The organism is Aciduliprofundum boonei T469 (assembly GCF_000025665.1).
Taxonomy (GTDB): Archaea; Thermoplasmatota; Thermoplasmata; order Thermoplasmatales; family Aciduliprofundaceae; genus Aciduliprofundum; species Aciduliprofundum boonei.
Genome location: NC_013926.1, coordinates 670,908 through 696,531, shown reverse-complemented (window position 1 = coordinate 696,531; position 25,624 = coordinate 670,908). Strand labels below are relative to the sequence as shown.

Genomic DNA, 25,624 nt, shown 5'->3' with positions numbered 1-25,624 from the left:
TTTGCAGGTATGGATGACCGAGCAAGAGTACTTGCTGAACTATTAAAGGATGCAGTTGAGTGCAGGGATGCAGCATTAGCATTCTCGGGAGGATTGGATAGTGGAGTACTCGCATACCTTATGAAAGATTGCCCTGTAAAGCTCTATACTGTAGGTATTGAGGGAAGCAAAGATGTAAAAAATGCAGAAGAAGCGGCTAATACTTTAGGGCTCGAACTTCAAATCATAGATATTAACGAGTACGATATTCTTGAAGGAATACTGTTTTTAAAAAGAATCGAACCATCTATAAGTGCATTAGAAGTGTCTTTTGAACTTCCACTGTATTTCGTCTGCTCATACGCAGATGAGAGGGATGTTTACACCGGCCAGGGAAGCGATGAGCTCTTCGGCGGGTATGCAAAATATTTGGAAAATCCAGAACTGATGAGCGAGGATTTAAACAAGCTTATGGCAAAAACAAAGCCAAGAGAGACAAAAATCGCAACCCTGCTTGGAAAAGAGCTACATACCCCTTATTTAGACAAAAGAATAATTGAATTTGCAAGGAATATACCCAAGGAGCTAAAGATAAAAAATGGAGTTAGAAAATATGTGTTGAGAGAAGCAGCAAGGTATCTGGGTGTGCCAAAGGAAATTGTAGAGAGGGAAAAGAAGGCGGCACAGTACGGAAGTGGGATTTGGAAAATTATGAAAAAGATGGCAAAAGAGAGAGATTTAAGCGTGGAAGAATTTGTAAAGAGCCTATAATTCCACACCCATCTTCCTGCTTAGATTCTTTATTATATCTTTCACCATGGATTTCATATCGTAATCAGCTTTCCATCCCCATTCTTTGCGAGCAGCTGAATCATCCAAACTGCGAGGCCATGAATCTGCTATTTTCTGCCTGTAATCTGGTTTGTACTCAACTTCAAAATCAGGTATGTACTTTCTTATCTCCTCGACTAAATCTTTAGGTGCAAAGCTCATGGCTTGAACATTGAAATCTGTACGATGTATTAAATTCTCACTCGGTGCCTCTGCCAGAGATGTCAGTGCCTTTATTGCATCGGGCATGTACATCATTGGGAGCACGGTATCTTCCTTTAGGAAGCAAACATACTTTTCTCCTCGCAAAGCGTAATGGAATATCTCAACAGCATAATCGGTTGTTCCTCCTCCAGGCATGGCGTTCCAGCTTATTATGCCGGGATAGCGAACACCGCGAACATCCAAGCCGTATTTCTCCCAGTAATATAATCCAAGGAGCTCTCCTGTAACTTTGCTTATTCCGTACATGGTTCTGGGCCTAAGCACAGTATCGTTTGGAGTATTATCCTTGGGTGTTTCAGGTCCGAATGCAGCTATAGAGCTAGGAACCATTATTCTCTCCAAGCTAAACTCTCTTCCAACTTCAAGGATATTGTAAAGGCCAAGGATGTTTACATTGAATGCAAGCTGTGGGTTCTGCTCTCCCTTAGCAGAGAGTATTGCTGCAAGATGGTATATGGTATCAATATCGTATTCATCAATCACCTTCTCCAAGGACTTTTTATCCAAAATATCCAATTTCACGAAGGGAGATACATCATCGCTTGGCTCCCTTATATCACCCACAATGACATTTTCCTTGCCATACTTATTTCTCAAGAATGGGACGAGATTAGAGCCAATCTGTCCAAGACCACCAGTTACAAGTATTCTTTTCATAGTAGTCACCAAGGGGGAAATAAATTAAAAGATTAAAAATTTTGGAAGATCGATTAAATCAATCCAAGTTCTTTTCCTGCCTTCTCGTAGGCATTCAATGCATAATCCAGATCTTCTTTCGTGTGTCCGGCACTTATCTGATTCCTTATTCTTTCCAATCCTCTAGGCACCATTGGGAATACTATTGGCAGTGCAAACACTCCAGCATCAAACAACTTGTGAGCAAGCTCCTTTGCCTTCTTTGAATCTCTCACCATAACAGGCACAATAGGGGTCTGACTCTTCCATGTGTCAAATCCCATGCTTTCAAGCTCTTTCTTGAAGTAATTGCGATTATCCCAGAGACGCTGCACTCTATCTTTCTCCTGCATCACAATTTCCAAAGATTTTATATTGGCAGCTGTGACTGCTGGAGGGTATGCGGCACTAAGCAGCCATGTGCGAGCAGTGTTGTATATGTATTCAATAACATATTCTTCTCCGGCAATCATACCTCCCATGGAGCCAAGAGCTTTGGAGAATGTACCCATTTGAAAATCAATTTTCTTCTGGACACCAAAATGATGTCCTATACCACGGCCCTCACCAAGTACTCCCTCACCATGGGAATCATCCACATAGGTCATGGCACCATATTCATCTGCGATTTTCACAATTTCATCCATAGGAGCAATGTCTCCATCCATGCTGAAAACACCATCAGTCACCACAAGAATGTGCTCATATTTATCGTGTACTTGCCTCAATTTATCCTCCAAATCGCCCATATCAAGGTGCTTATAAATCACCTTATCCGCCCTAGAGAGTCTTATACCATCAATTATACTTCCGTGATTCAGCTCATCACTAACAACAACATCTCCCTTGCCCACTATTTTTGCAAGGGTACCTGCGTTTGTAGCAAACCCAGTCTGAAACGCCAAACCCGCAGGTGTTTCTTTAAACTCAGCTATTTTCTTATGCAATTTTTCCTGCAGATCTGTATAGCCAGCAATGCTCCAGTCACTTCCCGCACCCCAGCCGTACTTTTCAATAGCTTCCTTCGCTGCTTCTTTCAATCTTGGGTCATTTGCCAAGTCAAGATAATTGTTGGATGCGAGCATAACCGCATGCTTTCCTTCCACCACAACCCTTGGACCAGAGGGGCCGAAAAGACGCAAAAGTTCCCATGTTTCACCGCGAGCCTTCATATCTTCCAGCATCTTTTTAAGATGCAAAGTTTTCTCAGTCATAATATCACCCATGGAGAAAAATGCAATATGCAATAAAAATTTTCCTACGCAAAATAAAAGTACATGCTTCTAAATCACTCCCCCGTGAGATGCTGGATATTTGATGTGGATGATACTCTCGTGAAATATGTTGGTTTTAATCTTTATGAATGGTACGAATTTATAGCCCTACCAGTTGCAGAGAAATACAGCATTCCATTGGATTTCTCAGTGTGGAAGGGTATGATTGATGGAAAGGTGAGCAGAAGGTATAGTGAGAATTTTGGTGTTCCCGCTGAAACATTCTGGAAAGAAGTGGATGTAAGGAATCTTGAGTATCGCAAATTGATGTACAGGCAAAACAGGTTAAAATTGTACAATGATGTAAAGGCCATTGCATACCTGAATGGATATAAAATTGCGTGGAGTGCATCCTCCAAAGATTGCATAAATTATGTTCTCACCATATTTAACATCGCATCACTCTTTGATTTTGTCATTGGCAAGGATTACGAGAATTACAAGTACATAGAGGATGTAAAGCCATCCCCCAAGTTCATAGAGATAATAAAGGAGAGATTCAAATGCGAGGATTGTATCGTGATAGGCGATAGCGAGAGAGATATGTTGGCAGCAAGAAAAGGAGGATGCATAGGAGTTTTGGTTAGGGGAAAAGAGATCAAATATGCAGATTTCAAAATAGATTCATTGTGGGAACTTCAAAATAAAAAGTTTTTATAGTGCATCCACATCCACTCTTATGGTGCGATGGCTATGGTACTTGAGCTGGATCCTGCTGACGATAGGTGTAATATTTTACTTCTCATGGTCATTCCTATACGATGCATGGACTGACATTGGAGTATATTCCATCTCTATAACCTTAATCGTATTTGGCATCCTTGGAGCAATTTTAGCTAAGGTTGATTAATAGGGTTTTGCCACGAAGGCAATTTTATCCGTCTCTTTCCCACAGATTATACACCTGCCCTTTTTCTTCTCAAATGGAACTCCTATAATCTTCTTTTCAGTAAGCTCTTCGAGCTTGTGTCCACATTCTTCACTTCCACACCAGGGTACGGCTGCAATTCCATTATGCTCTTTAATCTCCTCTATACTGTGAACATCTTTTATCTTCTCTTCCATTTCATTTTTGGCCTTATCCAGCATGCTTTTCTGGATATCCTTTAGCAGCTCTCCTATTCTATCCACATACTCCTTGCGAGAGACAAACATTTTTTCAAAATTATCCCTGCGCACGAGAACAACCTGTCCTTTTTCCAAATCCCTAGGTCCAATTTCAAGGCGTAGGGGTACACCTTTAAGCTCCCAATCGTAGAACTTGTAGCCGGGAGTGTAATTATCCCTATCATCAAGGTGCACCCTATAGAGTTCTTTTAATTCATTCTCAATTTTTCTTGCTTCTTGGAGTATACCTTCTTTATTCTTATTCACTATTGGAACTATGACAACCTGAATCGGTGCAATTTCTGGAGGAAGAATTAAGCCCCTATTATCCCCATGGATGCCTACAATTGCCCCAACCAACCTCTCACTCATACCGAATGTGGTCTGATGCACATAATCATGGGTACCATCCTCTTTTAGATACTCTATTCCATAAGGTTTTGAGAAATTCTGAAAATACTGGTGAATTGTGGCAATCTGCAAAGTTCGGCCAGAGGGCATAATCGTCTCAGCCCCAATAGAATATGCCGCTCCCGGAAACTTGTCCCAATCAGTTTTACGAACTAAAACATAGGGTAGCGCAAGCTTATCCGCAACCTTTTTCCATATCTCTATGTTATCTTTTATCTGCTCTTCGGATTCTTCAGCAGTTGCATGTGCTGTATGAGATTCAAAGAAATGTACCTCTCGAACCCTTATAAATGTGCGGGTCTGTTTTGTCTCATACCTAAACACATTCACTATTTGGAATATACGAAGAGGTAAATCTGCATGAGAACGAATCCATAAGGAGAACATGGGGTACATGGCTGTCTCGCTTGTTGGTCTAACTACCAACTTCACATCCAATGGATCCAAACCACCATGGGTAACCCAATAAACTTCATTCTCAAATCCTTCTATATGCTCTGCCTCCTTCTTAAACTCAGTTTCGGGAATCAACAATGGAAAATAAACTTCCTGGTGCTTATGCTCCGTAAAAACTTTGCGAAAATATTCATCTATATTGCGCATCAACTGCCATCCATATGGGAGCCATACATGCATTCCCTTAACAGGATATCTTTTATCAACAAGTCCTGCTGTCTCGATAACCTCGTTGTACCACTCACTGAAGTTCTCCTTCGGAAATTCCATAACCTAAGAAAAGTATTTGGTTATTTAAAAATTCTCATTTCAAAGCACTGATATCGATGGCAAATTCTCCGAGTTTCAGCTCTTTTGTTTCCTCCTCGCTCAATTTTCTCTTCTCTGTTTTATCGCTTATGATTGCACTGTTGCCAAGAGGATCTTTTATTATTAGAGTGGCTTTCATACGCCCGTGCCTTATGTAACCTATTTTACGCAAAATTTCTAGAACTGCATCCTTTTTCTCAGGGCTATCATGCATAATTTGCACGAGAATATCTACAAATCTATTCAGCACTCCTTCCACATTGGTTATAAACGCTTCCGATAGAGGCCCTGGTTCTAATTTTGCACCTATTTCGGGTATGAGAAGTGTACCCGATGTGGAGCGCACAACCTTTATGTACATATCTTTCTCGCTCTCTATGCTAACCTTATATTCCATAGCATCGTGAACTTCAAGCATCATTACATCGGCATGGCGGAATCCACAGCTCTTGCATATAATGGTTGTCTCCAAGCATTTTCCGAAATGCGGCAGGTTTAATTCCTCGGCACGATAAAGAAGAGTTTTCTTTCCACAAATAGGACAGGGAGAGTCTAACAATGTCTCAACCATTGGGCAAGCTCACCCCTAACCACATATTTGGCGTTTTTCAACTCTTTCACACTCTCTGCTCCAATTAAAAACACAGCGATTCTGAGCTCTTTTATTATCCTCTCCAGTACCTTTATCACATCCTCTTTGGATTTCATAGCAGGCTTGAGCAAAATCCTGGCTATACCAACTACATCCGCACCTAAAGCTATGGCTTTGGCGGCATCGAGTCCATTTCTTATACCCCCAGAGCCTATTAGAGGCATATTTAAGTCTTTCAAGCTCAATATGCAGTATGGTGCAGGTAATCCCCAGTCCCAGAAGAGCTTACCTTCTTCTCCACCTCTGTAGTATTCAACGGCTGCAAAGCTTGTACCGCTCACGCCACTAACATCAATGGCCTTAAATCCAGCATTTTTGAAAAATTCAGCTGCATTTCTACTTATACCAGCACCTGTTTCCTTCGCTATCAACTTATATTTCCTGGCAAGTTCTGCAAGATTTTCCCTTAAATTGCCAACCTTCGTATCTCCCTCAGGCTGTATTGCCTCCTGCAAATAATTGAAGTGAATATCTATGGCATGGGCATCAATCATCTCAATGGCCTTTTTTACCTCCTCCTCTCCATACCCCAACGCAAATTGAGGTGCACCCAGATTTCCTATTCTCAAGGGCATATCGTATTTTGCCACCACAGAATATGTATCTTCCAGCTTTGTATTCTCTATTGCGGCTCTCTGTGAGCCAACAGCCATGCCTATTCCAAGCTCTTCCGCCGCAGCCGCCAGATTTTCATTAATGAGCTTTGCAACCTTATGTCCCCCCGTCATTGCATCTATTATAATCGGATAATTTAACTTCTTTCCTAAGAATTCCACACTCAGTTCTACATTTTCCATATCAACTTTGGGGATAGTTTCGTGCTTTAACACTACATCATTCCAGTAATTGTGATGGGAATTAACATCCTTATCAGCGCATATTTTTATGTGCTCTAACTTGCGATTCTCAATCATTCAACCACCGTCCCTATGAACTCTTCATCATTCATAACCTTATTTATCCTCTCTGGATGAAAACCATTTATAACATACACTTTGCTATAATCTGCTATTTTCCTCATCATCTCAATCTTGTATGCTATGCCTCCAGTAACATCATCCACCTTTATCGCTGTGCTCGGCTCAACATCCCTGTTCAGCTTCCTTATCAATCTAGCCCCATCTTGAGCAGGATCTCTATCGTATATTCCATCAACATCCGTAAGAAATATGGTTTTCCCAGGTTTAAATTCTTTAGCAAGATGGTACATTAAATAATCGCCAGAGCATATATTTATGCCCTGCCTTTTATCAAAAATTATATCCCCATAAGTAACAGGCACGAATCCAAGCTCTACAGCTTTGCGAAATACATCCATTCTTGGCTCTTCCCCATAGATGAAAAACGCGTGAGGGGGCAAAGATATTGCAGGAATATTTCTCTCAATAAGAATATCCATAATTCTCAAATTCAATTCCTCCATATCAAATCCAATTTTAGCAAATCCTTCTCTTTTCTCCTTTTCAAAGCCAGATGTTATCGCATATTCTTTGGCCAAATGATGCCCAAAAGAGCCACCTCCATGAACAATTAACAAATTCTCTCTAGGCAATCGTGCTGCTATTCTTTCTACAGCAGATTCTCTAAATCTGCGATATATCCTTTTATCCGTTATCACGCTTCCTCCGAGTTTAACAAGGAGCATAGTTGGAAAAAGGGCTAAATGTAGATAATACTTTTTATAGCAACAAGGAAAGCAAAATGAGAATCACCAGGAGGGAGGTGAGGGTAAGATACAATCTGTGAAGCATTTTTCTGGCCTTTGCCTTTTCATAATATCTCCTTGGTTCAATTCTCAGAACAATTATTGCCATAAGCCCACCGGTTATCAGACCTACGATGTTTTCCATGCTCAGTAGAAGGGGTTTGGCAGCGTAATCCAGATACATTGCTAGGGCAATGCCAGAAACTACCAGTGGTGGCAATAGGGCTGCAGCTATAGCTATACCCGCTATGCTCTCCGATAGCCCTTTAGCATATGCAAATACGGCTGCAAATCCAAGAAGGATGGCCATTAAGATGTATATGGGATTTGTATCAAATCTCATCAAAATCTCCGGGGTGAGATATACAGGAATAAAAATAGATATCAAGAGAGTTGCTATGTACGAAGTCACGATCACGAGAATCAGCATGATGCCCATATTCAACATACTCAACCATGCATCCTTGCTTCTTCCCACAGATATGTTTATAACAAAACTGTAAATCGGACCCAGGAGAGGAGAGAGAAGCATGGCTCCTATTATAATTGGTACATTATTCATAAAAAGTCCTATTAGAGCGATTATACCCGCAATGATTATTAAGGTCGTTTTTCCAAAATCGATTCTTGTATATTTCTTTGAAGATGCTAAAAGCTCCTCCACAGTCGCCCTTCCCTCTTTCTTTATACTCTTTTCTCTCTTTTGCAGAGAAGAGGATATAACAAAATCTGGAGAGACCACTTCAATAACGCTTTCCCTGTGTCTCAAATCTACAGAATCCTGCAACTTGGGTATCAAATCATCCAGAAGAGCATCATTCACATATATATCCAAGCGAACGAGGCCATTTTCTAAATCCTCCACATTGTAAATCAAATTCTCCGCTGCATTTTTAACCTTTTCAAGCTCTTTTTTCTGAGCAATAACCGTTACCCTTTTCACCTTTGAATATGTGCAAAGATAGTATTAAGATTTTCTGAAAAATCAAAGAGCTTCAAATTTGTACTTCTGAGGATTACCAAGTGCATTTAGCGCAAGTTTCAAAGCTTCTTCTTTGCTCATATCTTTTCTATATTTCCCCCTCAAAATCTCCATAATATCTTTCTCTCCATCTCCTATTGCCCAGTAGTTTGCAAAATGATAGCTGCCTGAGGGATCAAAAACTGCTATTTTTTTCTCTTTTTTAAATCCAACCATTACGCTTGCTCCCAGGGGTCTATAGCCCATCTTGGTTGTAAATTCCCAGAATATTTTGGAGAGCTCAAAAAGGAGAGTTCGCATCTCTCCTTTCATTTTCCTTATCTTGCTCATGACATACAAGCCATCAGCAGCAAGGCCTGAGAAGGCTGCTATAATCTCTCCATTTGAATATATTTTATCCGCATACTCAATGTCCCCATCACTTAAATCTGGATTCATAAATAGTATGCCTGAGGAATAAGTAATTGCCACAACAGGCACTCCTCTCAAGGATGCCTCCTTTGCATATTCCAACTGGTATATCCTACCTTCAGGAGAGAACATAAGCTTGGAATCGTAGTCTTTGGCCACAGAGGATATTTCTTCAAGGTACTCCATAAGGGCCGCCCTGAAAAGCTCAGCCTTGGAAGAGAACATTCCCGTGCGCACTAAAGAATCAAGGTACCTATCTACCTTATCCGGTATCACTATTCTTATCTCACTCATACATAATACCTCCTTTTTATTGGCTAAATAATGTATATTTCATGTATTTATTTAAATTTTTCGCAAATTTGCATCTATAAGAAAATAATTTATAGAATCCTTTGATATCCTATCCTCTGGTGATTGTATGGATTTAGATGGAATAATTGATTGGGCAAATAAGAATATAAAGGCAGAGTATGTGGAGATAAGAGGTGAGGAACTATCAAAATTAAATATAGAGCTTAAAGATGGTACATTTTCCACTTTCACATCCTTGAAATCCTCGGGCTTTGGGATTCGTGTCTTAGCCGAGGGTGCCTGGGGATTCTCTTCCACCACAAAAATTGAGGAGCTGAAAAATGCAATAGAAAAAGCATATAAGATGGCTAAAGCCGCATCTCGGGGAAGATATGAGAAAATTAATCTTGCAGATATTGATATTATTGAGGATGAGGTTAAAAGCAAGATGAGGATCAAGCCAGAAGAGGTGGACGTGCAGGAAAAAGTTAAAAGAATGAAAGATTTGGAAAGGGAGTTGAAGAATGATAAAAATGTAAAATCCACCAGAATAATTTACCAAGATACTTCTGGTACAAAGGTTCTATACACATCTGAAGGTACAAAAATAGTATGGGATATGGGCTATGTTTGGCAGTACATCTGGGCCACTGGAAAGAACGAGAAGGGCATGGCTGCAGCAAGGGATGAAATTGGAAGCGTTGATATGGGCTGGGAATTATTCCAAGAGGAGAGTGTTGAAAAAGTTTCTAAAAGAGTTTTGAAAAAATTAAATGCTCAGTTAAATGGTGTCTCGCCAAAGAGAGGTGAATATCCCATAGTGGCAGGTCCGATAATAGTTGGGATAATCGCACATGAGGCCCTGGGGCATTTGGCAGAGGCTGACCTGACCATAAACTCCCCCTTCAGAGATTTAATAGGAAAGCAGATTGCCCCGGAATTCGTGAATATGAGCGATAGAATCGTAGAGAATGGATTTGGCAACAATGTTTACGATGATGAGGGTACAAAAATTAAAGATGTGCACATAATAAAAGATGGTATTCTCACAGAAATTATGCTAAACAGGGAGTATGCAGCTCGCTGGGGAATGGAGCCAAACGGCCATGCTAGGGCTGAAAATTACACCGTACCACCGATAATAAGAATGCGAAACACGGTTTTTGAAAGGGGAGATCATAGCTTCGAGGAACTGCTTGAGGGGATAAAATTCGGCTATTACCTCGTGGATTTCCGTGGAGGGCAAGCCGAGCTTAACTCATCTTTCCAAGTGGGCGTACAGGAGGGGTACATAATACGCAATGGAGAGCTCGCAGAGAGCATAAAAGATACGAGCATAAGCGGGATAGCAATAGATGCTTTGAAAAAGATAAGTGCTGTAGGTAAAGATTTTGGCCTTGAAATGGGCCGGTGTGGAAAGGGTCAAACTGCATTTGTTAGCTCTGGAGGGCCGCATATGAGATTTGATAAGGGTATAGTGGTAGGTGGTCAGCAATGAATCTTATAAATTATGGAGAGAGATTTTTTGATGAACTCGAAATTGCAAAATACAGAAGAAAGGAGGTATCTGTGGATGTGGAGCTCAATCAGATTTCCATGTCCAGCGTAGGATATAGAGCATTAACAGTGATAAGGGGAATTAAAGATAAAAAAATTGGAATTTTCATAGTAGATAGCGATGATGAAGGAGAGATAAAGAGGGGAATTGAGCAAGCCGCCAAGAATGCTATGGCAAATGAGAGGGACGAAAAATGGGTAGAATTGCCCAAGGAACAGAAATACAATGCTCCAGAGATAGAGAGCAATTACGAGATAAAAGATGCAAGTCCAGATTTCTTTGTGAATCTTCTAAACGATGCGATTAAGGATGTTAGGACTAGAGATAAGAGGGCAATGGTGGCAGGCGGTGCCGCTGGAGGCTCCTGGCTCGAGATGAGAATTTTAAATTCCCACGGAATAGATATTATGCAAGAATTTGGCTCCACCTTTATGTATCTCTATGTTGCAGGCCGTATGGGAAATTCCGTTACTCCAGGCATCATGGATTTTGATGTTAGAAGAGACATGAACCTTGATAAGAATTTCATAGTTTCTTCAATTCTAGAAAAATTAAAGTACGCTTATACTATGAAAAAAAGCAATAAGACGGAGGGAAATGTAATAATAGAGCCATTGGCTCTGGCAGAGCTTTTGTATTTCACCTTAATTCCAGCCATAAACGGTGAGAGAAAGGTTAAAAATACCACACCCCTGAGCGATAAAGTTGGGCAAAAAATTCTTGATGAGAAGATAACGATATACGATGATCCTTGGCATCCTATAAGTACAAATCCGATAATAGCAGATGATGAAGGAGTTGCCGCAAGAGTGAACAAAATATTCGAAAAAGGAATCTTCAAAGGATTTTTGTGGGATAACTACTGGGGAAATATAAGTGGTGAGGGTAGCACTGGAAACGGTACAAGAAATTTCTCCACTGGAGGTATTGGAATTGGAGTGCATAATCTAGTCATAGAAAGTGGGAATAAAGAAAAAGAGAAGCTCATAGGAGAGATAAAAGATGGTTTCTTGATTTCAGGATTCCAAGGCGCGCATTCAAGCAATCCAGATACCGGTGATTTCTCAGTGGTGGCAAACCCTGCATTCAAAATAGAAGATGGTAAACTCGTTGGCTCCACAGTATTTATGCTATCGGGAAATGTATATTCACTCCTTGGAAATGTGGCAGATATATCCAGAGAGCAGAGAAAGATAGTTGTTATGGGCAATGGTGTTATGCCAGATATGCTATTTGAAAATCTAAAAATAGCACCGGTAAGTAGATGAAAATGAAAGCGATTTATGTAATTTTAGGAGCCCTTCTCATACTTTTTCTTCCAATGGCATCCGCATCCACCATAAATTTTGAAGTTAATTCTCCAAAAATCACAGATAAATATGTGGATTATGACATATTAAAGGTATTTGGACGGGAGAATGCAACAACGGTGAAGATTACCATAGTAGTTTGGGGCATGATTAATGTTGCTCCTCAGAAGGGATATATAAAGGAGTACGATGTGAATATAACCAGCGATTCATATTATGTACACTGCTTCTTAGTCAGCAACAACGGCTCTAAGCCCCTCGGGTATGTTATGTTAGGAAAAAAACCGCATATTGTTAACTACACAATAAACACTTCACAATTGACATGGTTTGTGCCAAGATCCTTCTTTGAAAATATAACAGGCAATTATACAGTAAATGCCTACGCAGGTATAGCCGATATCTCCAAGCAAGAATTCATATTTCTCGATCACGTTGTTTATCCCCCGCCCCCTGTTGAGGAAAGCCAAAGTGTTCCATACGAGTATTATCTCCTCACTGCTGCAACTGTATTCGCTCTGGGAATAGTCATATATCTGGAGATAAAGAGAATTAAGGCAAAGAAATAAATTTTTTAACAAGCCCTCCATTCTCCATTTATGGTTGAAATTGATGGTGAGAATTTAAAAATTGATGATGTTGTTAAAGTTGCAAGATTTGGAGATAGAGTGAAAATCGCAGAGTCCTCAATTCCAAAAGTTCTAAAATCAAGAGAGGTTATCGATAAAATCTTAAAAGAGGATAAAGTGGTATATGGCATAAACACCGGATTAGGAGAGTTAGTAAAAGTAAAAATACCAAAGAATGAAGCGAGAGAGTTGCAGATTAACCTTGTTAGAAGTCATGCATCTGGCGTGGGTAGGTACATGGATGATGAAATTGTAAGAGCCGCCATGCTCATCAGGGCAAATAGCCTTTTAAAGGGCTTCTCAGGGGTGAGATTAGAAGTAATAAAAATGCTTGTTGAAATGCTGAATTCAAACATTATCCCCTTAGTTCCAAAATTCGGCAGTGTTGGAGCCAGCGGTGATTTAGCTCCCCTTGCCCACATAGCCCTCGTTATGCTCGGAGAGGGTTACGCAAAATATAAGGGAGATGTGATGAAAGGAGCAGAAGCTCTAAAATTGGCTGGTTTAGAGCCGTTGAAGCTTGAGGAGAGAGAGGGGCTAGCACTTTTAAATGGAACAGCAGTAATGGCCGCCTATGGAAGCATTGCCGTTTACGATTCATACGATCTCATTAAAAATGCACTTCTAAGCGCAGCAATGAGCTTTGAAGCTTTAAAAGGCACTGATAAAGCATTGGATGATAGAATCATGAAAGCAAGAGCACATCCCGGGCAGATAAAAATTGCAAAAATTATGAGAGAATTGTTAAAAGATAGCAAAATCGTGGAAAGGGCAAGAAAAGAGAGAGTGCAAGATGCATATACCCTCAGATGCTTGCCCCAGGTTTACGGGGCCGTGCTTGATACCCTTGATTATGTAAAGATTATAATGGAGAGAGAGATAAATTCTGCTACTGATAACCCATTGGTCTTTGATGAGCCCATATCCGGAGGAAATTTCCATGGAGAGCCCATAGCCCTAGCTATGGATTTCTTATCAATTGCGCTAACGGATCTCGGTAATATGGCAGAGAGAAGAATAGCAAGGCTAGTGGATTCAAAGTTGAGCAATTTACCTTCATTCTTAATAGAGAATAGCGGCACAAATTCGGGCTTGATGATTCCCCAATACACTGCAGCAGCCCTATGCAACAGAAACAAGATTTTAGCGCATCCCGCTAGCACAGATAGTATACCAACCAGTGCCAATCAGGAGGATCATGTGAGTATGGGCATGAACGCAGCTCAAAAATTGAGAGAGATCGTGGAAAATGTGAAGTACATTATCGCAATAGAATACCTCTGCGCAAATCAAGCGCTTCACATTTCTGGCTCTTCAGCAACTTCTGTGAAAAAAGCCATGAAGATGATAAACATTGAAAAATTCACCCATGACGATGTGTTTTCATACTACATTGAAGAGATAAAGACAAAGATTGACAGGGGAGATATAACAAAGGATATAGAGGAGCTCAGCCTATTTCCCTAAGCCTCTTCTTTATCTCTTTAACATCGAGCTCAGTAACTGCAAGAGGGATATCTTCAATAGTTGCAAGTTTTATAGCAAGCTCATCAACCTTGCGAGGAGAGACATAAACAACCGCACTGGGTTTCAGAGGATGAGCTCGAATGGCCACCATGGGAGAGCGCCCATAATACACTCCCGTAAATATCAACGCCCTATCGATGCTCCATCCATAAACTCTCAAATAGTCAAAGGAGCTGTAATGGAGTATTGCCTTTAAACTATCTAAAATCGTATAACCGTAAATCTGTCTTTTAAACTCTCCCTCATTTGTTATCTTAGCATCAATCAAATCCATAAAATCCTCCACGCTTATTTGGTAAGGAAACTCCCCCATATCCAAAATGGCTTCCTCCCCATAAGTGGATGATAGCTGTTTCACCTTCTCCCCACCCTTGGCTTCATCTATTTCTATGAGGGCATTGACAAATTTTCTAACTGTCCCAACTCCAGGAGATTTTCTCCTGCCACTTTCATAATCGCTTATAACAGATGAAGACATCCCAAGATATCTTGCCAACTCTTGCTGAGATATCCCAAACATCTCCCTCCACTTTCTCATAGTAGCCCCGGGTTTGGAAGATAAAACTATTTCCCCTGCTATCTTCTCTCGAAGTTCCATAAAAATCCATGAGAGCATTAAATTTAAAACTTGCTTCCAAAAGGATAAATAATAGCTTGTGCATGAGCATGCAAATGAGATACTTCAGAAATTTCATATTACATCTCAAAAACTTCGTAAATGATCTTCGCACAATACTTAAGGGAAATATAGGAGTTTTATTCATAACTTGGCTTCTTCTCAATTTCGGTCACAGCGTAGTTATGAGATTTAACGGAATTTACTTCTCTGCTCTTGGTGCCAGTGACCTCATTTTAGGATTTATGGGAGCCCTAACATTTGGTATGATGGCCCTGCTTCAGATTCCCGGAGGATACTTGGCAGATGCATATGGGAGGAGAAAAATGATAGTTATTTTCACAACGGTTATGGCTTTTTCAACATTAATATTTGCAGTTGCCCCATCTTGGCAATGGATCATTTTAGGACTGATAATTTCAAATGTAGCCTTACTATACCAACCTGCACTGTTCTCCATAATGATGGATTCTCTCCCAGAAAATAGAAGGGCTGAAGGTTTTGCAATAACAAACATATCTATGATTCCCGCAATATTTGGACCCATAATCGGCGGATTTCTAATTTACAGATATGGGGTAGTCCCTGGGATGAGAGTGGGATACTTTGCCCTCTTTGCCCTATCTCTTGTATCAGCCATAATAAGATTCAAACTCAAAGAAACTATGAAAGTCAAAAAGGAGCACAGGAAGAGATTTTTGGAAAGCTTTAAGGTTTTAGGGAAGATAAAATCCAGAGCAAAGGGATTGCTTATAGTCAATATGCTTTTATCCTCCGCTGGGGGCATGATTGGATATTTTATAGTCAAATACTCCTACACTTACACTTCTCCATTAATTTACGGAATTGCCATGGGATTAATCACAATCATAGTGGTTGTGGTGGGCATACCCGTTGGCAAAAAGGCGGATATCTTGGGTAAGGAGAAATTTTTCACTCTCGGCATTTTCTTGGCTGCACTCTCCATATTTATTTTTATCATACCCTCCACCATAGCTTTATTCACCTATGCAATACTAACGGGCTCAGCCCAAGCTATAATGCAGCCATCCAGCAATGGACTAATTGCAGATTATGTGGGTATAGAAAACAGGGGCAGGTACACTGGAGTGTTCTTATTCCTTTCTTACATAGCAGCAATGATATTCAGTGCAATAGGAGGCTATGTTTATCATATAGAGCCAGCAGTATTGTTCATACTCTCGGGAGCACTATATCTCATGGCAGGAGCAGTGGCGATATTTGTATTCATCAAATTTAAATGAAATATCAACTTAGAAAATTAGATATAGGGTTAAGAATTTACTATCCTGTAATGATAATCACGAGAGAGAGGTGCAAAACGGGAATCGAGGGATTGGATAATATATTGAATGGGGGAATTCCTAGGGGTAATACTATTCTAATAACTGGCTCTTGTGGTACGGGAAAAACCACTCTGAGCTTAGAATTCTTAACCAGAGGGGCTCTTATGGGTGAGAGATCAATGTACATATCCGTGACAGAAGTTCCTGAGAAATTGATAGAGAATATGAGTACCTACGAATTTTTTGATAAAAATTTAGTTAAGGAGAAAAAGCTAATATTCGTGGATTTGCAGGAGATTTATGTGAAGCTGGGGCTTGAAAAATTAGAATTTACCCTAGAAGATGTAAACATACTGGTAGAGCAGATAATAAAGATGGTGAAAGAACTCGGGATAAAAAGATTGGTTATAGATAGCATAACTTCCATATGCTATAGATTAACTTCAAGAGAGCAGATTAGAGAGTTCATCCTTCAACTTGGAAAGGCCTTATCAGATATGGGCTGTACAACCTTGTTGGTTTCTGAACTCTTACCCTCTGCAGCCGGCTATTCTCAATACGGGGTGGAAGAGGCAATTGCTGACGGAATCATATTGATGGGTAATTTAGAGAGGAGAGGAGATTTGCTGCGCACAATTCAAGTAATAAAAATGAGAGGTACCACCCACTCCAGGGCAAAATATGTGTTGGACTTGACCCCCATTGGAATACTATTGGCCCCATTGCTCAAGGGCGGAAGTGTGGAGGTGCGATAATGAGTGTATCATCAAATATTGTTGATAAACTAAGCGAATTACCCCCTGCCTCTTCTTTGGCTCTATATGTGGATGTAAACACCTATTTTGATGCTCTCCGTGCCATTGTGGACATATTTGCAACCAAGGATGATTTGTATGTATTCTATATTTCCTCCACCATTCCTTCTAAGAACATAGTTGGCCTGCTTGAGATTCTGGGCGTGGATACATCCCGCGTATTTTTCGTGGATACCATATCACACTTAATGGCCAACGCCGGAGAGATGTCCGATAAATTCCTGTACATTGAGAGTCCCACGATGCTGGAAAATGTAATGTTAAAAATAGAATACCTGCTGCGAAAATATAACGATAAAAAAGCCATAGTGGTTTTGGATTCTGTTAATTCCATGGCAATCCACAACGATTTGAAAATTCTATCTGAGTTTTTGCACATATTTGTGACTTCTCTGCGCAGCTGGGAATCCTACATGGTTATAATTTCAATGAAAGAGCAGAATAGCGAAGAGATGATAAATATGCTCAACTTAGTATGCGATGATGCTTACGATGCAGGAGGGGAGGAGAAATGAGTGCATATGAAACCACAACTCTGGGCATAGAAACTCTCAACAAGGCCCTTATGAACGGAATTCCAAAGGGCTACACAATTCTTCTTTACGGTTCTCCAGGCTCTGGAACTGAGCTCTTTGCCAAGCAATTTGCAGCTGCAGGTGTGGGCAAGGAGAATGTGATATACTTTACCACTATTGAGAGAGATGAGGATATAATAGCAACAATGAGGGATTTTGGATGGGATACCAATATAAAAATTGTGAATATAGGTGTTGAATACTACCAGAAGGTTCTGGAGAAGGAACTCATAATAAGCAGGTACAGGGAAGAGGGCATACCCATAAACGAGTTATTTCAGCCAGCAAGAAAAAAGGAGGAAAAGGAGGTAAACTTTCTCACCAAGGTTACATATGAGATTTCCAAATTAAAGCCTCCGTTTCGTATAGTCATAGATTCCCTTGATTTCTTTATGAACAATTATGATAGAACAAAGGTCATATCCGCTCTCAGAACGATAAAAGCGCACGCTCAGTATTATGGTGGTGTTGCCCTAATCACTATGCTCAACAATGTTTACGACACAACTTCGCAAAGTGGAATAGAGGAAATAGTCGATATAATTTTGGAATTGGAGATGAGGAGAATAGAGAACGGATTCGAAAAATATCTAATTGTGAAGAAGGTCCGCAATCATCCCGAGAAGGTGGGTATATTCAGATACAATGTAGATAAAAATGGAATAGTCCTGGTGTAGGGGAAAATGGAGAGAAGCGGCATAGCAAATTTACCATTGCATCCCGGGCATGCACCAAGATGGCTATTTAAGAGAATGGTTCCCCTTTCAAGGGAGATAATAAAAATCATAGAAATGGAGTATGGAACAGATGAGGTATTGAGGAGGTTATCTGACCCTTATTGGTTTCAGGCGTTTTCCTGCGTCATAGGTTTTGACTGGCACTCTTCAGGCACTACCACTGTGACCATGGGCGCATTAAAGCAAGCTCTTAAGCCGGAGGATGGACTCATTGTTGTAGGCGGCAAGGGAGCTGTATCCAGAAGAACTCCAAAAGAGATTGAGAATATTGGAGAAGAATTCAGCATATCCTCTCAAAAGATTGAAAAATTGAAGTATGCGAGCAAAATGGTTGCGAAGGTTGACAATACGGTGCTCCAAGATGGATACCAGCTTTATCACCACGCAATGGTGATAGACGAGCATGGCAGGTGGGTTGTTATCCAGCAGGGGATGAATGAGAAGAGCAGGTATGCAAGAAGATACCACTGGCTCTACGGGATAAAGAACTTTGTAAATGATCCACGAAGCGGCATAATATCAGATACTTTGGAGAAAAAAGTGCTTGATATGAGTGCAAGAAAGAGTGAAGATGCACGAAAAGTATCTGTAGACATCGTGAATGATAATCCCCAAAAGCTCAAAAATATGATAGCCGAGGTAAAAGACAGAAAGCAGAAAACGCTGGACGATTTTACAGGCACAAAAACTTTGACAATGCCCTGGACAATAAATTGGAGTGCATTGTTCAAAGCCTATGAGATTCAGCCAAGAAATTATGAGGAGTTGATAGGCATAAAGGGTATAGGCCCATCCACAGTTCGTGCCCTTGCATACATAGCAGAGGTAATATACGGCACTGAAATCTCCTGGAAGGATCCTGTTAAATATTCCTTCGCTCTCGGTGGCAAGGATGGCGTTCCAAAACCCGTTGACCGCAGAGCTTATGATAAAAGCATAGAGATCTTGCAGCTCAGCATTGAAGAGGCAAACATAGGGGGAAAGGAGAAATTAGAGATGCTAAAGAGATTGAGGAGATTCGTGCCACCATAGCGAAAATTATAATTAAAGGAGGTGAAATACCCTTCCCATATGATAGAAATATCCGAAAACACAATTCGAGAATTAAAACTTAAAGCCAATGAAATCCGCACTTGGGTTATAAAGATGGTATATGCTGCTCAATCCGGGCATCCTGGTGGTGCGCTTAGCGCCGCGGACATTTTGGCTGTTCTGTATTTTCATGAATTGCAGATAGATCCTAAGAACCCAGAATGGGAGGACAGAGATAGATTCGTTCTAAGCAAGGGACATGCCTCCCCAGCCTATTACGCTGCCCTTGCAATGCGCGGATTTTTTTCAGAGAAAGAACTTATGAAATTTCGTAAGGTGGAATCATTCTTGCAGGGTCATCCATCCTTAATGGTTCCAGGAGTAGATATGTGCACAGGCTCGTTAGGTCAAGGATTAAGTGCTGCCATAGGAATGGCCTTGGCTGCCAAACTGGATAATAAGGATTATCGGGTTTATGCCCTCCTTGGAGATGGGGAGATTGAAGAGGGAAACATATGGGAGGCAGCCATGACTGCAGCCACAAGAAAATTGGACAATTTAATAGCAATAGTGGATAGGAATAAAATTCAGTTGGATGATTTCACAGACACAATGGTCGTGCTAGATCCACTGGAAGAGAAGTGGAATGCATTTGGATGGAGGGTGCTGAGTATTAATGGTCATGATGTTGTTCAACTTATCCGTGCTCTAGAAGAAGCGAAGAAAACACAGGGAAAACCCACAGTTATAATTGCCCATACTGTAAAGGGCAAGGGTGTGAGTTATATGGAGAACACAGCAAAGTATCATGGCAAACCTCCCCAGAGTGAAGAAGAATATGTGCAGGCCCTAAAAGAACTTGAGGAAGAGAGGCGAAGAATATGAAATGGGAATATGAATCTCCAAGAAAGGCATATGGAAAAACTCTTGTTGAACTCGGAAGGGAGAGAGAGGACATCGTTGTTCTAGATGCCGATCTGAGCACCTCTACCAAGACAGCAATGTTTGGCAAGGAATATCCAGAGAGGTTTTTCAATGTGGGGTTGCAAGAGCAGAATATGATGGGCATTGCTGCTGGCCTTGCTAGAAGTGGAAAAACCGTGTTTGCATCATCCTTCGCTGTATTTGCCACAGGTCGTGCCTATGATCAGGTTAGGCAGAGCATAGCATATCCCAAATTGAATGTGAAAATTGTTGCAACGCATGGTGGCGTGACTGTGGGCGAAGATGGAGCAAGTCATCAGATGATGGAAGATATTGGACTTATGTGTGGACTGCCAAACATGCGGGTGATAGTGCCGGTTGATTCGAATGAAGTTCGTCGGGTAATAAGATATGTTGCCTCGGAAAAAGGACCCTTTTATGTTAGATTGACGAGAACTGCTTTGCCGAATTTAACTGGCGAGAATGATGAGTTTGTATTTGGCAAGGGAATTGTTATGCGAGAGGGCGCCGATGCGACTATAATTGCCACGGGAATTGAGATATCTTACTCTCTTCTTGCAGCAGAAATATTGGAAAAAGAGGGTTATGATATTCGCGTGATCAATATGAGCACCATAAAGCCAATTGATAAGGATATAATTGTTAAGGCTGCTAGAGATACAGGTGCAATAATGACTGTAGAGGATCATAACATTTACAACGGTCTAGGCTCCAGAGTTGCTGAAGTGCTTGTAGAAAATTATCCAGTGCCTATGAAGAGGCATGGTATGAAGGATATTTTTGGAAGAAGTGGAAAATGGGATGCATTGCTGAAGTATTATGATATGGATGAGGAGGGTATATCTAAACATATGCTCTCTTTTCTGAAGGAGGTGAAAAAATGAAAATATTCATAGACACGGCTAAGATTAGCGAGATAAAGGAAGCAATCTCTTGGGGTATTGTGGATGGGGTAACTACAAATCCATCCTTAATTCGAAAGGCTGTTGAGAGCGAGGCAAGGGATATGCAACTGGAGGATTATATTTCTGAAATTCTGAAAGTTGCAGGTCCCGATAAGCCTGTTAGCTTAGAGGTGATGAGTGTTAAGGCTGAGGATATGATAAGGGAAGCTGAAATCCTCTATGATAAGTTCAATGGGATTGCCAATAATGTGGTTATAAAGATTCCTATAAACACGTATGTGGGTTACTATGAAGGACTTAAGACGATAAAAGCATTGAGCGAGGAGGGTATACCCGTGAATTGCACGCTGATAATGACCCCCGAGCAGGCTTTGTTAGCTGCTAAAGCGGGTGCTAGATATGTAAGCCCATTTGCAGGGCGTATAGACGATTATCTTCGTACAGTAAAACTGGGTTTAAAGGCAGGAGTGGATTTTCAAAAGGGAGATTACTATCCATGGGATGGCAAGGGTGTGGATGATAATGGTATAAGAAGCGGCTCTGATTTAGTGGAGAAAACTGTTATGATTTTAGAGAATTATGATTATGATACAGAGGTTATAGCTTCCAGCATTCGCAATGCTAGGCAGGTGCGTGAAGTGGCGATGATCGGTGTGCATATAGCGACTATTCCTTTCAAGGTTCTAGAATCTATGTTACTCCACCCTAAGACTGAGGAGGGAATAAAGAGATTCAGCGAAGATGCGGAGAAGGCTGGATATAGAGAGATTTTCTCTTAATTTTTAGGAGGAAATTTATGAGTGAAAAACCAAAGATTGCCATTATAGAAGCTTTTTGGCATCATGATGTTCTTAATACTATGTATGAAATAGGGGAGTCACTTTCTGATATATATGACATAACTGTTATAGCATCTCGTGGAGTTATAGAAAAAAGTAAATTTGCATACAGTGATAAACTGAACCTAATAATAATTAAAAATTCTTATAGATATACTTGGTCAAAAGAGAAGAGAAAGCTATTACACTATCCTAAACTTTTTTTAAAGCTACAAGAAGAGGGAGAAAACTTACAGTATGAAGTGAAAAAATTAAATCCTGATGTAATTATAATAAATACCCTCACAGAGCCTCCTTTTTTTCATCCTCTCCTTGAGTGGGGATGGAGGAGTAACAAAAAGTTTGTTATCATAATTCATAATGCACATTTCTGGAATCTACTATGGTTTATTCATAGTCTTAACCTAAGAAATATAAAAGAAAGGAAATTTCTGGATTTACTATATAACTTATATGTCTCCAAGAGAATATCCGGTTTTATCACCCTTGGAGAATATGTTAAAATACCTCCATCTCTCAAAAATAAGCCACATATTGTAATACCTTCAAGAATTGGAAGAGATATAAAACCAGTTAAATCTAAAAAATCTGTCTATTTTGTAGTACCTGGAAAAGTGATACAAAAATATGGTAAAGATTACTTACATATCATCGATTCATTTCATAATGCTATAGATAAAAATCCAAGTTTACGCACAAAAGCCAAATTAATTCTTTTGGGTAGAATGATGGATGATGATATTAAACACAGAATTGAGAAAATTGATCCAAATGGTGAGATCATAATTCGCTTTAAAGAATTTGTAGATGAGAAGATATTCGAAAAATGGCTTCTAAAAGCTCACTTTGTAATCTTGCCAGATTCTGCCAATGCTGTGTATGGCACATATAAAATTTCAGGAGCAATAAACGATGCGATTTCTTATGGAGTTCCTATATTAATACCTAAGAGCTATGCCCCACATTACAACTTTAGAGAAAATGTGATAAGATATACAAAAGATAGTCTTCAAAGTGTAATTACATCCTGTACAATGTGTGTTTTAAATAATTACCCGAAATATAACGCTCTATTAAACACAGCACTTAATATAATGAGAGAGAATAGTGTTAAAAACGTTTCAAAAAACATGGTAAATTTCATTAAAAGAATCATAAGTGATTATCGACCATAAGGATCTTTCAACCGTACAGTGTCATCAGGATGAGGAGTTGAATACTCGTAGAGAAGCATATTCTCCACTGCCACTATCCTATGCTTCTTATTCGGTGGAATCCTGAAAACATCGTTTTTACGCACCACATTTTTCTCGCCCTCCACTTCTATATATCCCTGCCCATACATTATGTGCATTGTCTCATCCTTCCTTGGATGATAGTGCATTGAGGTCTCATATCCCTTCTTTATGTACAGCTCTTTTACCATGTACTTATCAGTCAATATTATCATCTTCTCATACCCCCACGGCTTGTCTTCCCTGTTCTTGTACTCCTCTCTTACCCTCTCCAAATCCTTCAAACTGTCCACACTCTGCCAGAATACATTGTCTTCGCGGAATATGTATGCCTTCCTCATCTCTGCTAAAAGTGGAAATACCGTGCGCTCCACAGCCTTATCCGTAAACTCCCTATTGAAATACTCATAGGTCTCTTTCTTTATGTAATAAATCCCTGCATTTATGTAGTAATCCAATACGGGTTTCTCCCTGAAGGAGAGTATTAAATCGTCCTTGAAATCTATTATGCCGTAGGGCGAGCGCATTCTGGTACCTGCTATGGTCAGCAAGGCATTCTCATTCTTTCTTGCTCTCTCAAGCATTTCCCTTATATTGAAATCTGCCACCACATCTCCATTTCTGACAACCGCATCCTCTTCCAATTTTGAAAATGCATTTCTTAAAGCCCACAATGTCCCTCTAGGCTCATCTTCCACTAAATAATTTACCTTAACTCCATTCCACATATCCCCATACCTTTCCTTTATCTTCTCCCACAAATAGCCCACAAGCAGGTATACCTCATCTACACCTGCATACTTCAAATCCAATATTTGCTTGTCTAAAATTGTATAACCTTCTTTTATCTCCACCAAGGGCTTCGGTACATAGTCTGTTATGGGCTTCAATCTCTTTCCATAGCCGCCTGCCAATATTATCCCTACTACCATATCTATCGCCTCATATATAATCAAGCTTTCAATACAAATAGATTATAAAAAGGTTACCTTCCAAAGTTTTCAATAGAAATGTTTAATAAAAAAAGAGAAATACGGGACATTATGAAAGATTCAAAGATTGCCAAGAGATTAATAAAATCCTTGAATAATATAATACCCAAGAAAGATATTATTTTATTCTATTCACAATATGATTATTATGACAACCCATATTATCTTTATCAAAAAATGCGGGAAACTAAAATATGTGAAGATTTTCAATGTGTATGGATCGTAGATACCCCTGATGGCTTCGAACGTGTTGTGCGTGATGGGGGTATAGCTATTTTTCGAAAAAACACAAAGGATATGTTAAAATATATAACAAAAGCAAGATATTTTGTGACCTCCGTAACTGGTGGGGCTTGGTGGAAAAGTAAGAATCAAATAGAAATACTTTTAGATCATGGTATTCCGCTTCAAAAGAAGATGGGAGCTTATGTGGACGCTACAATAATGCCAGAGACATGGAAGTATTTTGATTATGCTGTTACTACATCCCATTTTACAAGAGTCCTACATTCATCATTTTATCAAATTAATCCATTTAAAATAATTATTACAGGTATGCCTAGAGATGATATTATTTTTGAGATAGGCGAAAAGTATTCTCTCAAGTTACTTGAAGATGCATTAAAGGTATCTATTGACACATTTGAGTATAAATTATTCTATCTTCCGACTTTTAGATCTTTTAATAATTTATATACAAAAAACCAAATAATGAAAATTATAAAAAATGATGATTTTATCAAATTCCTAAAAATAAATGATATTCTTTTTGTTTTTAAACCTCATAGAAAAGATGAAGTGTATTTCAGAGATCTTCTTAAGAAAAGAGGTATCGAGAATATAAAAATTCTCTCTAATGATGTACTTCGAAAAAATAACTTTACCATTAACGAGTTTTTCAAAGCCATAGACATCTTAATTAGTGACTATTCCTCGGTCTGGATAGAGTATCTGCTTCTAAACAGACCTATCATTTACTATATCCCTGATATAGAAGAATACAGGAAAAAAAGAGGCTTTGTAGTTGAACCTTTTGAATTATGGACACCAGGAGATAAGGTGAAAGACATCCCACCCCTCATAAATGCTTTAGAGGGCGCAATAAATGATCCTAAAAAGTGGGAAAAAGAGAGACTTTGGCTGAGAGATGTAATGTTTACTTATAAAGATAATAAAGCGAGGGAGAGAATTATAAAATATTTCTGGGGATAATACTCACTAGGATTTCCTACTACATTTACAAAGAATGCTTGCATTTTATCCACGGTAATCCGGATGGTAGGGCATCGGA

At 39.8% G+C, this 25,624-nt stretch carries 27 protein-coding genes; 17 read left to right on the top strand and 10 right to left on the bottom strand.

What is annotated here, in order from left to right:
* Positions 1-9: 9 nt before the first annotated feature.
* Entirely contained in the window at positions 10-750 is a 741-nt protein-coding gene (locus ABOO_RS03665; protein ID WP_012997212.1) for an asparagine synthase C-terminal domain-containing protein, read from the top strand.
* On the opposite strand, the gene ABOO_RS03660 is transcribed toward ABOO_RS03665, so the two are convergent.
* Both ABOO_RS03660 and ABOO_RS03655 read right to left on the bottom strand, forming a co-directional pair.
* Positions 745-1,692: an L-threonine 3-dehydrogenase gene (locus ABOO_RS03660; protein ID WP_008082719.1), complete on the bottom strand. Its 948-nt coding sequence runs from the start codon at positions 1,690-1,692 to the stop codon at positions 745-747. The two genes, ABOO_RS03665 and ABOO_RS03660, sit on opposite strands and share 6 nt — an antisense overlap.
* Before the next feature lie 53 nt (positions 1,693-1,745).
* Positions 1,746-2,924, bottom strand: a complete 1,179-nt coding sequence (locus tag ABOO_RS03655) for an aminotransferase class I/II-fold pyridoxal phosphate-dependent enzyme (protein WP_187287712.1) — start codon at positions 2,922-2,924, stop codon at positions 1,746-1,748.
* An 84-nt stretch (positions 2,925-3,008) separates the two neighbouring features.
* Between ABOO_RS03655 and ABOO_RS03650 the strand changes: the two genes are divergently transcribed.
* Both ABOO_RS03650 and ABOO_RS08040 read left to right on the top strand, forming a co-directional pair.
* The gene (locus tag ABOO_RS03650) at positions 3,009-3,644 is read left to right on the top strand and encodes an HAD family hydrolase (RefSeq protein WP_236614077.1); all 636 of its coding nucleotides are present in this window, start codon (positions 3,009-3,011) and stop codon (positions 3,642-3,644) included.
* A 22-nt stretch (positions 3,645-3,666) separates the two neighbouring features.
* Positions 3,667-3,834 carry a hypothetical protein gene (locus ABOO_RS08040; RefSeq protein ID WP_206535976.1) on the top strand — a complete coding sequence of 56 codons (168 nt, stop codon included), beginning with the start codon at positions 3,667-3,669 and terminating at the stop codon, positions 3,832-3,834.
* On the opposite strand, the gene proS is transcribed toward ABOO_RS08040, so the two are convergent.
* From proS to ABOO_RS03620, 6 genes are read right to left on the bottom strand one after another with little or no spacing between them, the layout of a single operon-like run.
* Positions 3,831-5,228, bottom strand: coding sequence for a proline--tRNA ligase (gene proS, locus ABOO_RS03645; RefSeq protein WP_008082032.1), 1,398 nt, complete (start codon positions 5,226-5,228; stop codon positions 3,831-3,833). The two genes, ABOO_RS08040 and proS, sit on opposite strands and share 4 nt — an antisense overlap.
* Before the next feature lie 34 nt (positions 5,229-5,262).
* Positions 5,263-5,838 (bottom strand): ZPR1 zinc finger domain-containing protein, encoded by a 576-nt coding sequence (locus tag ABOO_RS03640; protein WP_008082014.1) that lies wholly within the window; start codon positions 5,836-5,838, stop codon positions 5,263-5,265.
* On the bottom strand, positions 5,820-6,833 hold the full coding sequence (gene fni, locus ABOO_RS03635; RefSeq protein WP_008082144.1) for a type 2 isopentenyl-diphosphate Delta-isomerase: 1,014 nt from the start codon (positions 6,831-6,833) through the stop codon (positions 5,820-5,822). The genes ABOO_RS03640 and fni overlap by 19 nt, the downstream gene beginning before the upstream one ends.
* Complete coding sequence (locus ABOO_RS03630) at positions 6,830-7,564, bottom strand: isopentenyl phosphate kinase (protein WP_008082121.1); 735 nt, start codon at positions 7,562-7,564, stop codon at positions 6,830-6,832. Before ABOO_RS03630 ends, fni begins: the two co-directional genes overlap by 4 nt.
* Positions 7,565-7,598: 34 nt before the next feature.
* Complete coding sequence (locus tag ABOO_RS03625) at positions 7,599-8,567, bottom strand: TIGR00341 family protein (RefSeq protein ID WP_008082275.1); 969 nt, start codon at positions 8,565-8,567, stop codon at positions 7,599-7,601.
* Positions 8,568-8,609: 42 nt separating this feature from the next.
* Positions 8,610-9,311, bottom strand: a complete 702-nt coding sequence (locus ABOO_RS03620) for a ribbon-helix-helix protein, CopG family (RefSeq protein WP_008082465.1) — start codon at positions 9,309-9,311, stop codon at positions 8,610-8,612.
* 127 nt (positions 9,312-9,438) lie between these two features.
* Here ABOO_RS03620 and ABOO_RS03615 point away from each other — a divergent pair, with 127 nt between their 5' ends.
* From ABOO_RS03615 to hutH, 4 genes are read left to right on the top strand one after another with little or no spacing between them, the layout of a single operon-like run.
* The gene (locus ABOO_RS03615) at positions 9,439-10,809 is read left to right on the top strand and encodes a TldD/PmbA family protein (RefSeq protein WP_008081930.1); all 1,371 of its coding nucleotides are present in this window, start codon (positions 9,439-9,441) and stop codon (positions 10,807-10,809) included.
* Positions 10,806-12,137 carry a TldD/PmbA family protein gene (locus tag ABOO_RS03610; RefSeq protein WP_008081967.1) on the top strand — a complete coding sequence of 444 codons (1,332 nt, stop codon included), beginning with the start codon at positions 10,806-10,808 and terminating at the stop codon, positions 12,135-12,137. Before ABOO_RS03615 ends, ABOO_RS03610 begins: the two co-directional genes overlap by 4 nt.
* A gap of 2 nt (positions 12,138-12,139) precedes the next feature.
* Positions 12,140-12,748: a hypothetical protein gene (locus tag ABOO_RS03605; RefSeq protein WP_008082295.1), complete on the top strand. Its 609-nt coding sequence runs from the start codon at positions 12,140-12,142 to the stop codon at positions 12,746-12,748.
* Positions 12,749-12,778: 30 nt separating this feature from the next.
* The gene (gene hutH / locus ABOO_RS03600) at positions 12,779-14,275 is read left to right on the top strand and encodes a histidine ammonia-lyase (protein WP_008082308.1); all 1,497 of its coding nucleotides are present in this window, start codon (positions 12,779-12,781) and stop codon (positions 14,273-14,275) included.
* On the opposite strand, the gene ABOO_RS03595 is transcribed toward hutH, so the two are convergent.
* Positions 14,259-14,933 carry a helix-turn-helix domain-containing protein gene (locus ABOO_RS03595; RefSeq protein WP_012997209.1) on the bottom strand — a complete coding sequence of 225 codons (675 nt, stop codon included), beginning with the start codon at positions 14,931-14,933 and terminating at the stop codon, positions 14,259-14,261. The genes hutH and ABOO_RS03595 overlap by 17 nt on opposite strands.
* Before the next feature lie 74 nt (positions 14,934-15,007).
* Here ABOO_RS03595 and ABOO_RS03590 point away from each other — a divergent pair, with 74 nt between their 5' ends.
* The 9 genes from ABOO_RS03590 to ABOO_RS03550 are packed head-to-tail and all read left to right on the top strand — an operon-like array spanning position 15,008 to position 23,281.
* Positions 15,008-16,216, top strand: coding sequence for an MFS transporter (locus tag ABOO_RS03590; RefSeq protein WP_012997208.1), 1,209 nt, complete (start codon positions 15,008-15,010; stop codon positions 16,214-16,216).
* Between the two features lie 50 nt (positions 16,217-16,266).
* Positions 16,267-17,013: an RAD55 family ATPase gene (locus ABOO_RS03585; RefSeq protein WP_236614078.1), complete on the top strand. Its 747-nt coding sequence runs from the start codon at positions 16,267-16,269 to the stop codon at positions 17,011-17,013.
* Entirely contained in the window at positions 17,013-17,588 is a 576-nt protein-coding gene (locus ABOO_RS03580) for a hypothetical protein (protein WP_008082228.1), read from the top strand. Before ABOO_RS03585 ends, ABOO_RS03580 begins: the two co-directional genes overlap by 1 nt.
* Entirely contained in the window at positions 17,585-18,325 is a 741-nt protein-coding gene (locus ABOO_RS03575) for an RAD55 family ATPase (RefSeq protein ID WP_008082691.1), read from the top strand. Before ABOO_RS03580 ends, ABOO_RS03575 begins: the two co-directional genes overlap by 4 nt.
* A gap of 6 nt (positions 18,326-18,331) precedes the next feature.
* Positions 18,332-19,417 (top strand): DUF763 domain-containing protein, encoded by a 1,086-nt coding sequence (locus ABOO_RS03570; protein ID WP_008082634.1) that lies wholly within the window; start codon positions 18,332-18,334, stop codon positions 19,415-19,417.
* 21 nt (positions 19,418-19,438) lie between these two features.
* The gene (locus tag ABOO_RS03565; RefSeq protein ID WP_346773265.1) at positions 19,439-20,302 is read left to right on the top strand and encodes a transketolase; all 864 of its coding nucleotides are present in this window, start codon (positions 19,439-19,441) and stop codon (positions 20,300-20,302) included.
* On the top strand, positions 20,299-21,246 hold the full coding sequence (locus ABOO_RS03560) for a transketolase family protein (RefSeq protein WP_008082293.1): 948 nt from the start codon (positions 20,299-20,301) through the stop codon (positions 21,244-21,246). The genes ABOO_RS03565 and ABOO_RS03560 overlap by 4 nt, the downstream gene beginning before the upstream one ends.
* Entirely contained in the window at positions 21,243-22,046 is an 804-nt protein-coding gene (locus tag ABOO_RS03555) for a transaldolase family protein (protein ID WP_008082536.1), read from the top strand. The genes ABOO_RS03560 and ABOO_RS03555 overlap by 4 nt, the downstream gene beginning before the upstream one ends.
* A gap of 17 nt (positions 22,047-22,063) precedes the next feature.
* Positions 22,064-23,281: a glycosyltransferase family protein gene (locus ABOO_RS03550; protein ID WP_008082733.1), complete on the top strand. Its 1,218-nt coding sequence runs from the start codon at positions 22,064-22,066 to the stop codon at positions 23,279-23,281.
* Here the strand turns inward: ABOO_RS03550 and ABOO_RS03545 are convergent.
* On the bottom strand, positions 23,269-24,273 hold the full coding sequence (locus ABOO_RS03545; protein WP_008082061.1) for a sugar phosphate nucleotidyltransferase: 1,005 nt from the start codon (positions 24,271-24,273) through the stop codon (positions 23,269-23,271). The genes ABOO_RS03550 and ABOO_RS03545 overlap by 13 nt on opposite strands.
* Before the next feature lie 111 nt (positions 24,274-24,384).
* Between ABOO_RS03545 and ABOO_RS03540 the strand changes: the two genes are divergently transcribed.
* Positions 24,385-25,545, top strand: a complete 1,161-nt coding sequence (locus ABOO_RS03540; RefSeq protein ID WP_012997207.1) for a CDP-glycerol glycerophosphotransferase family protein — start codon at positions 24,385-24,387, stop codon at positions 25,543-25,545.
* The last annotated feature ends 79 nt before the right edge of the window (positions 25,546-25,624 follow it).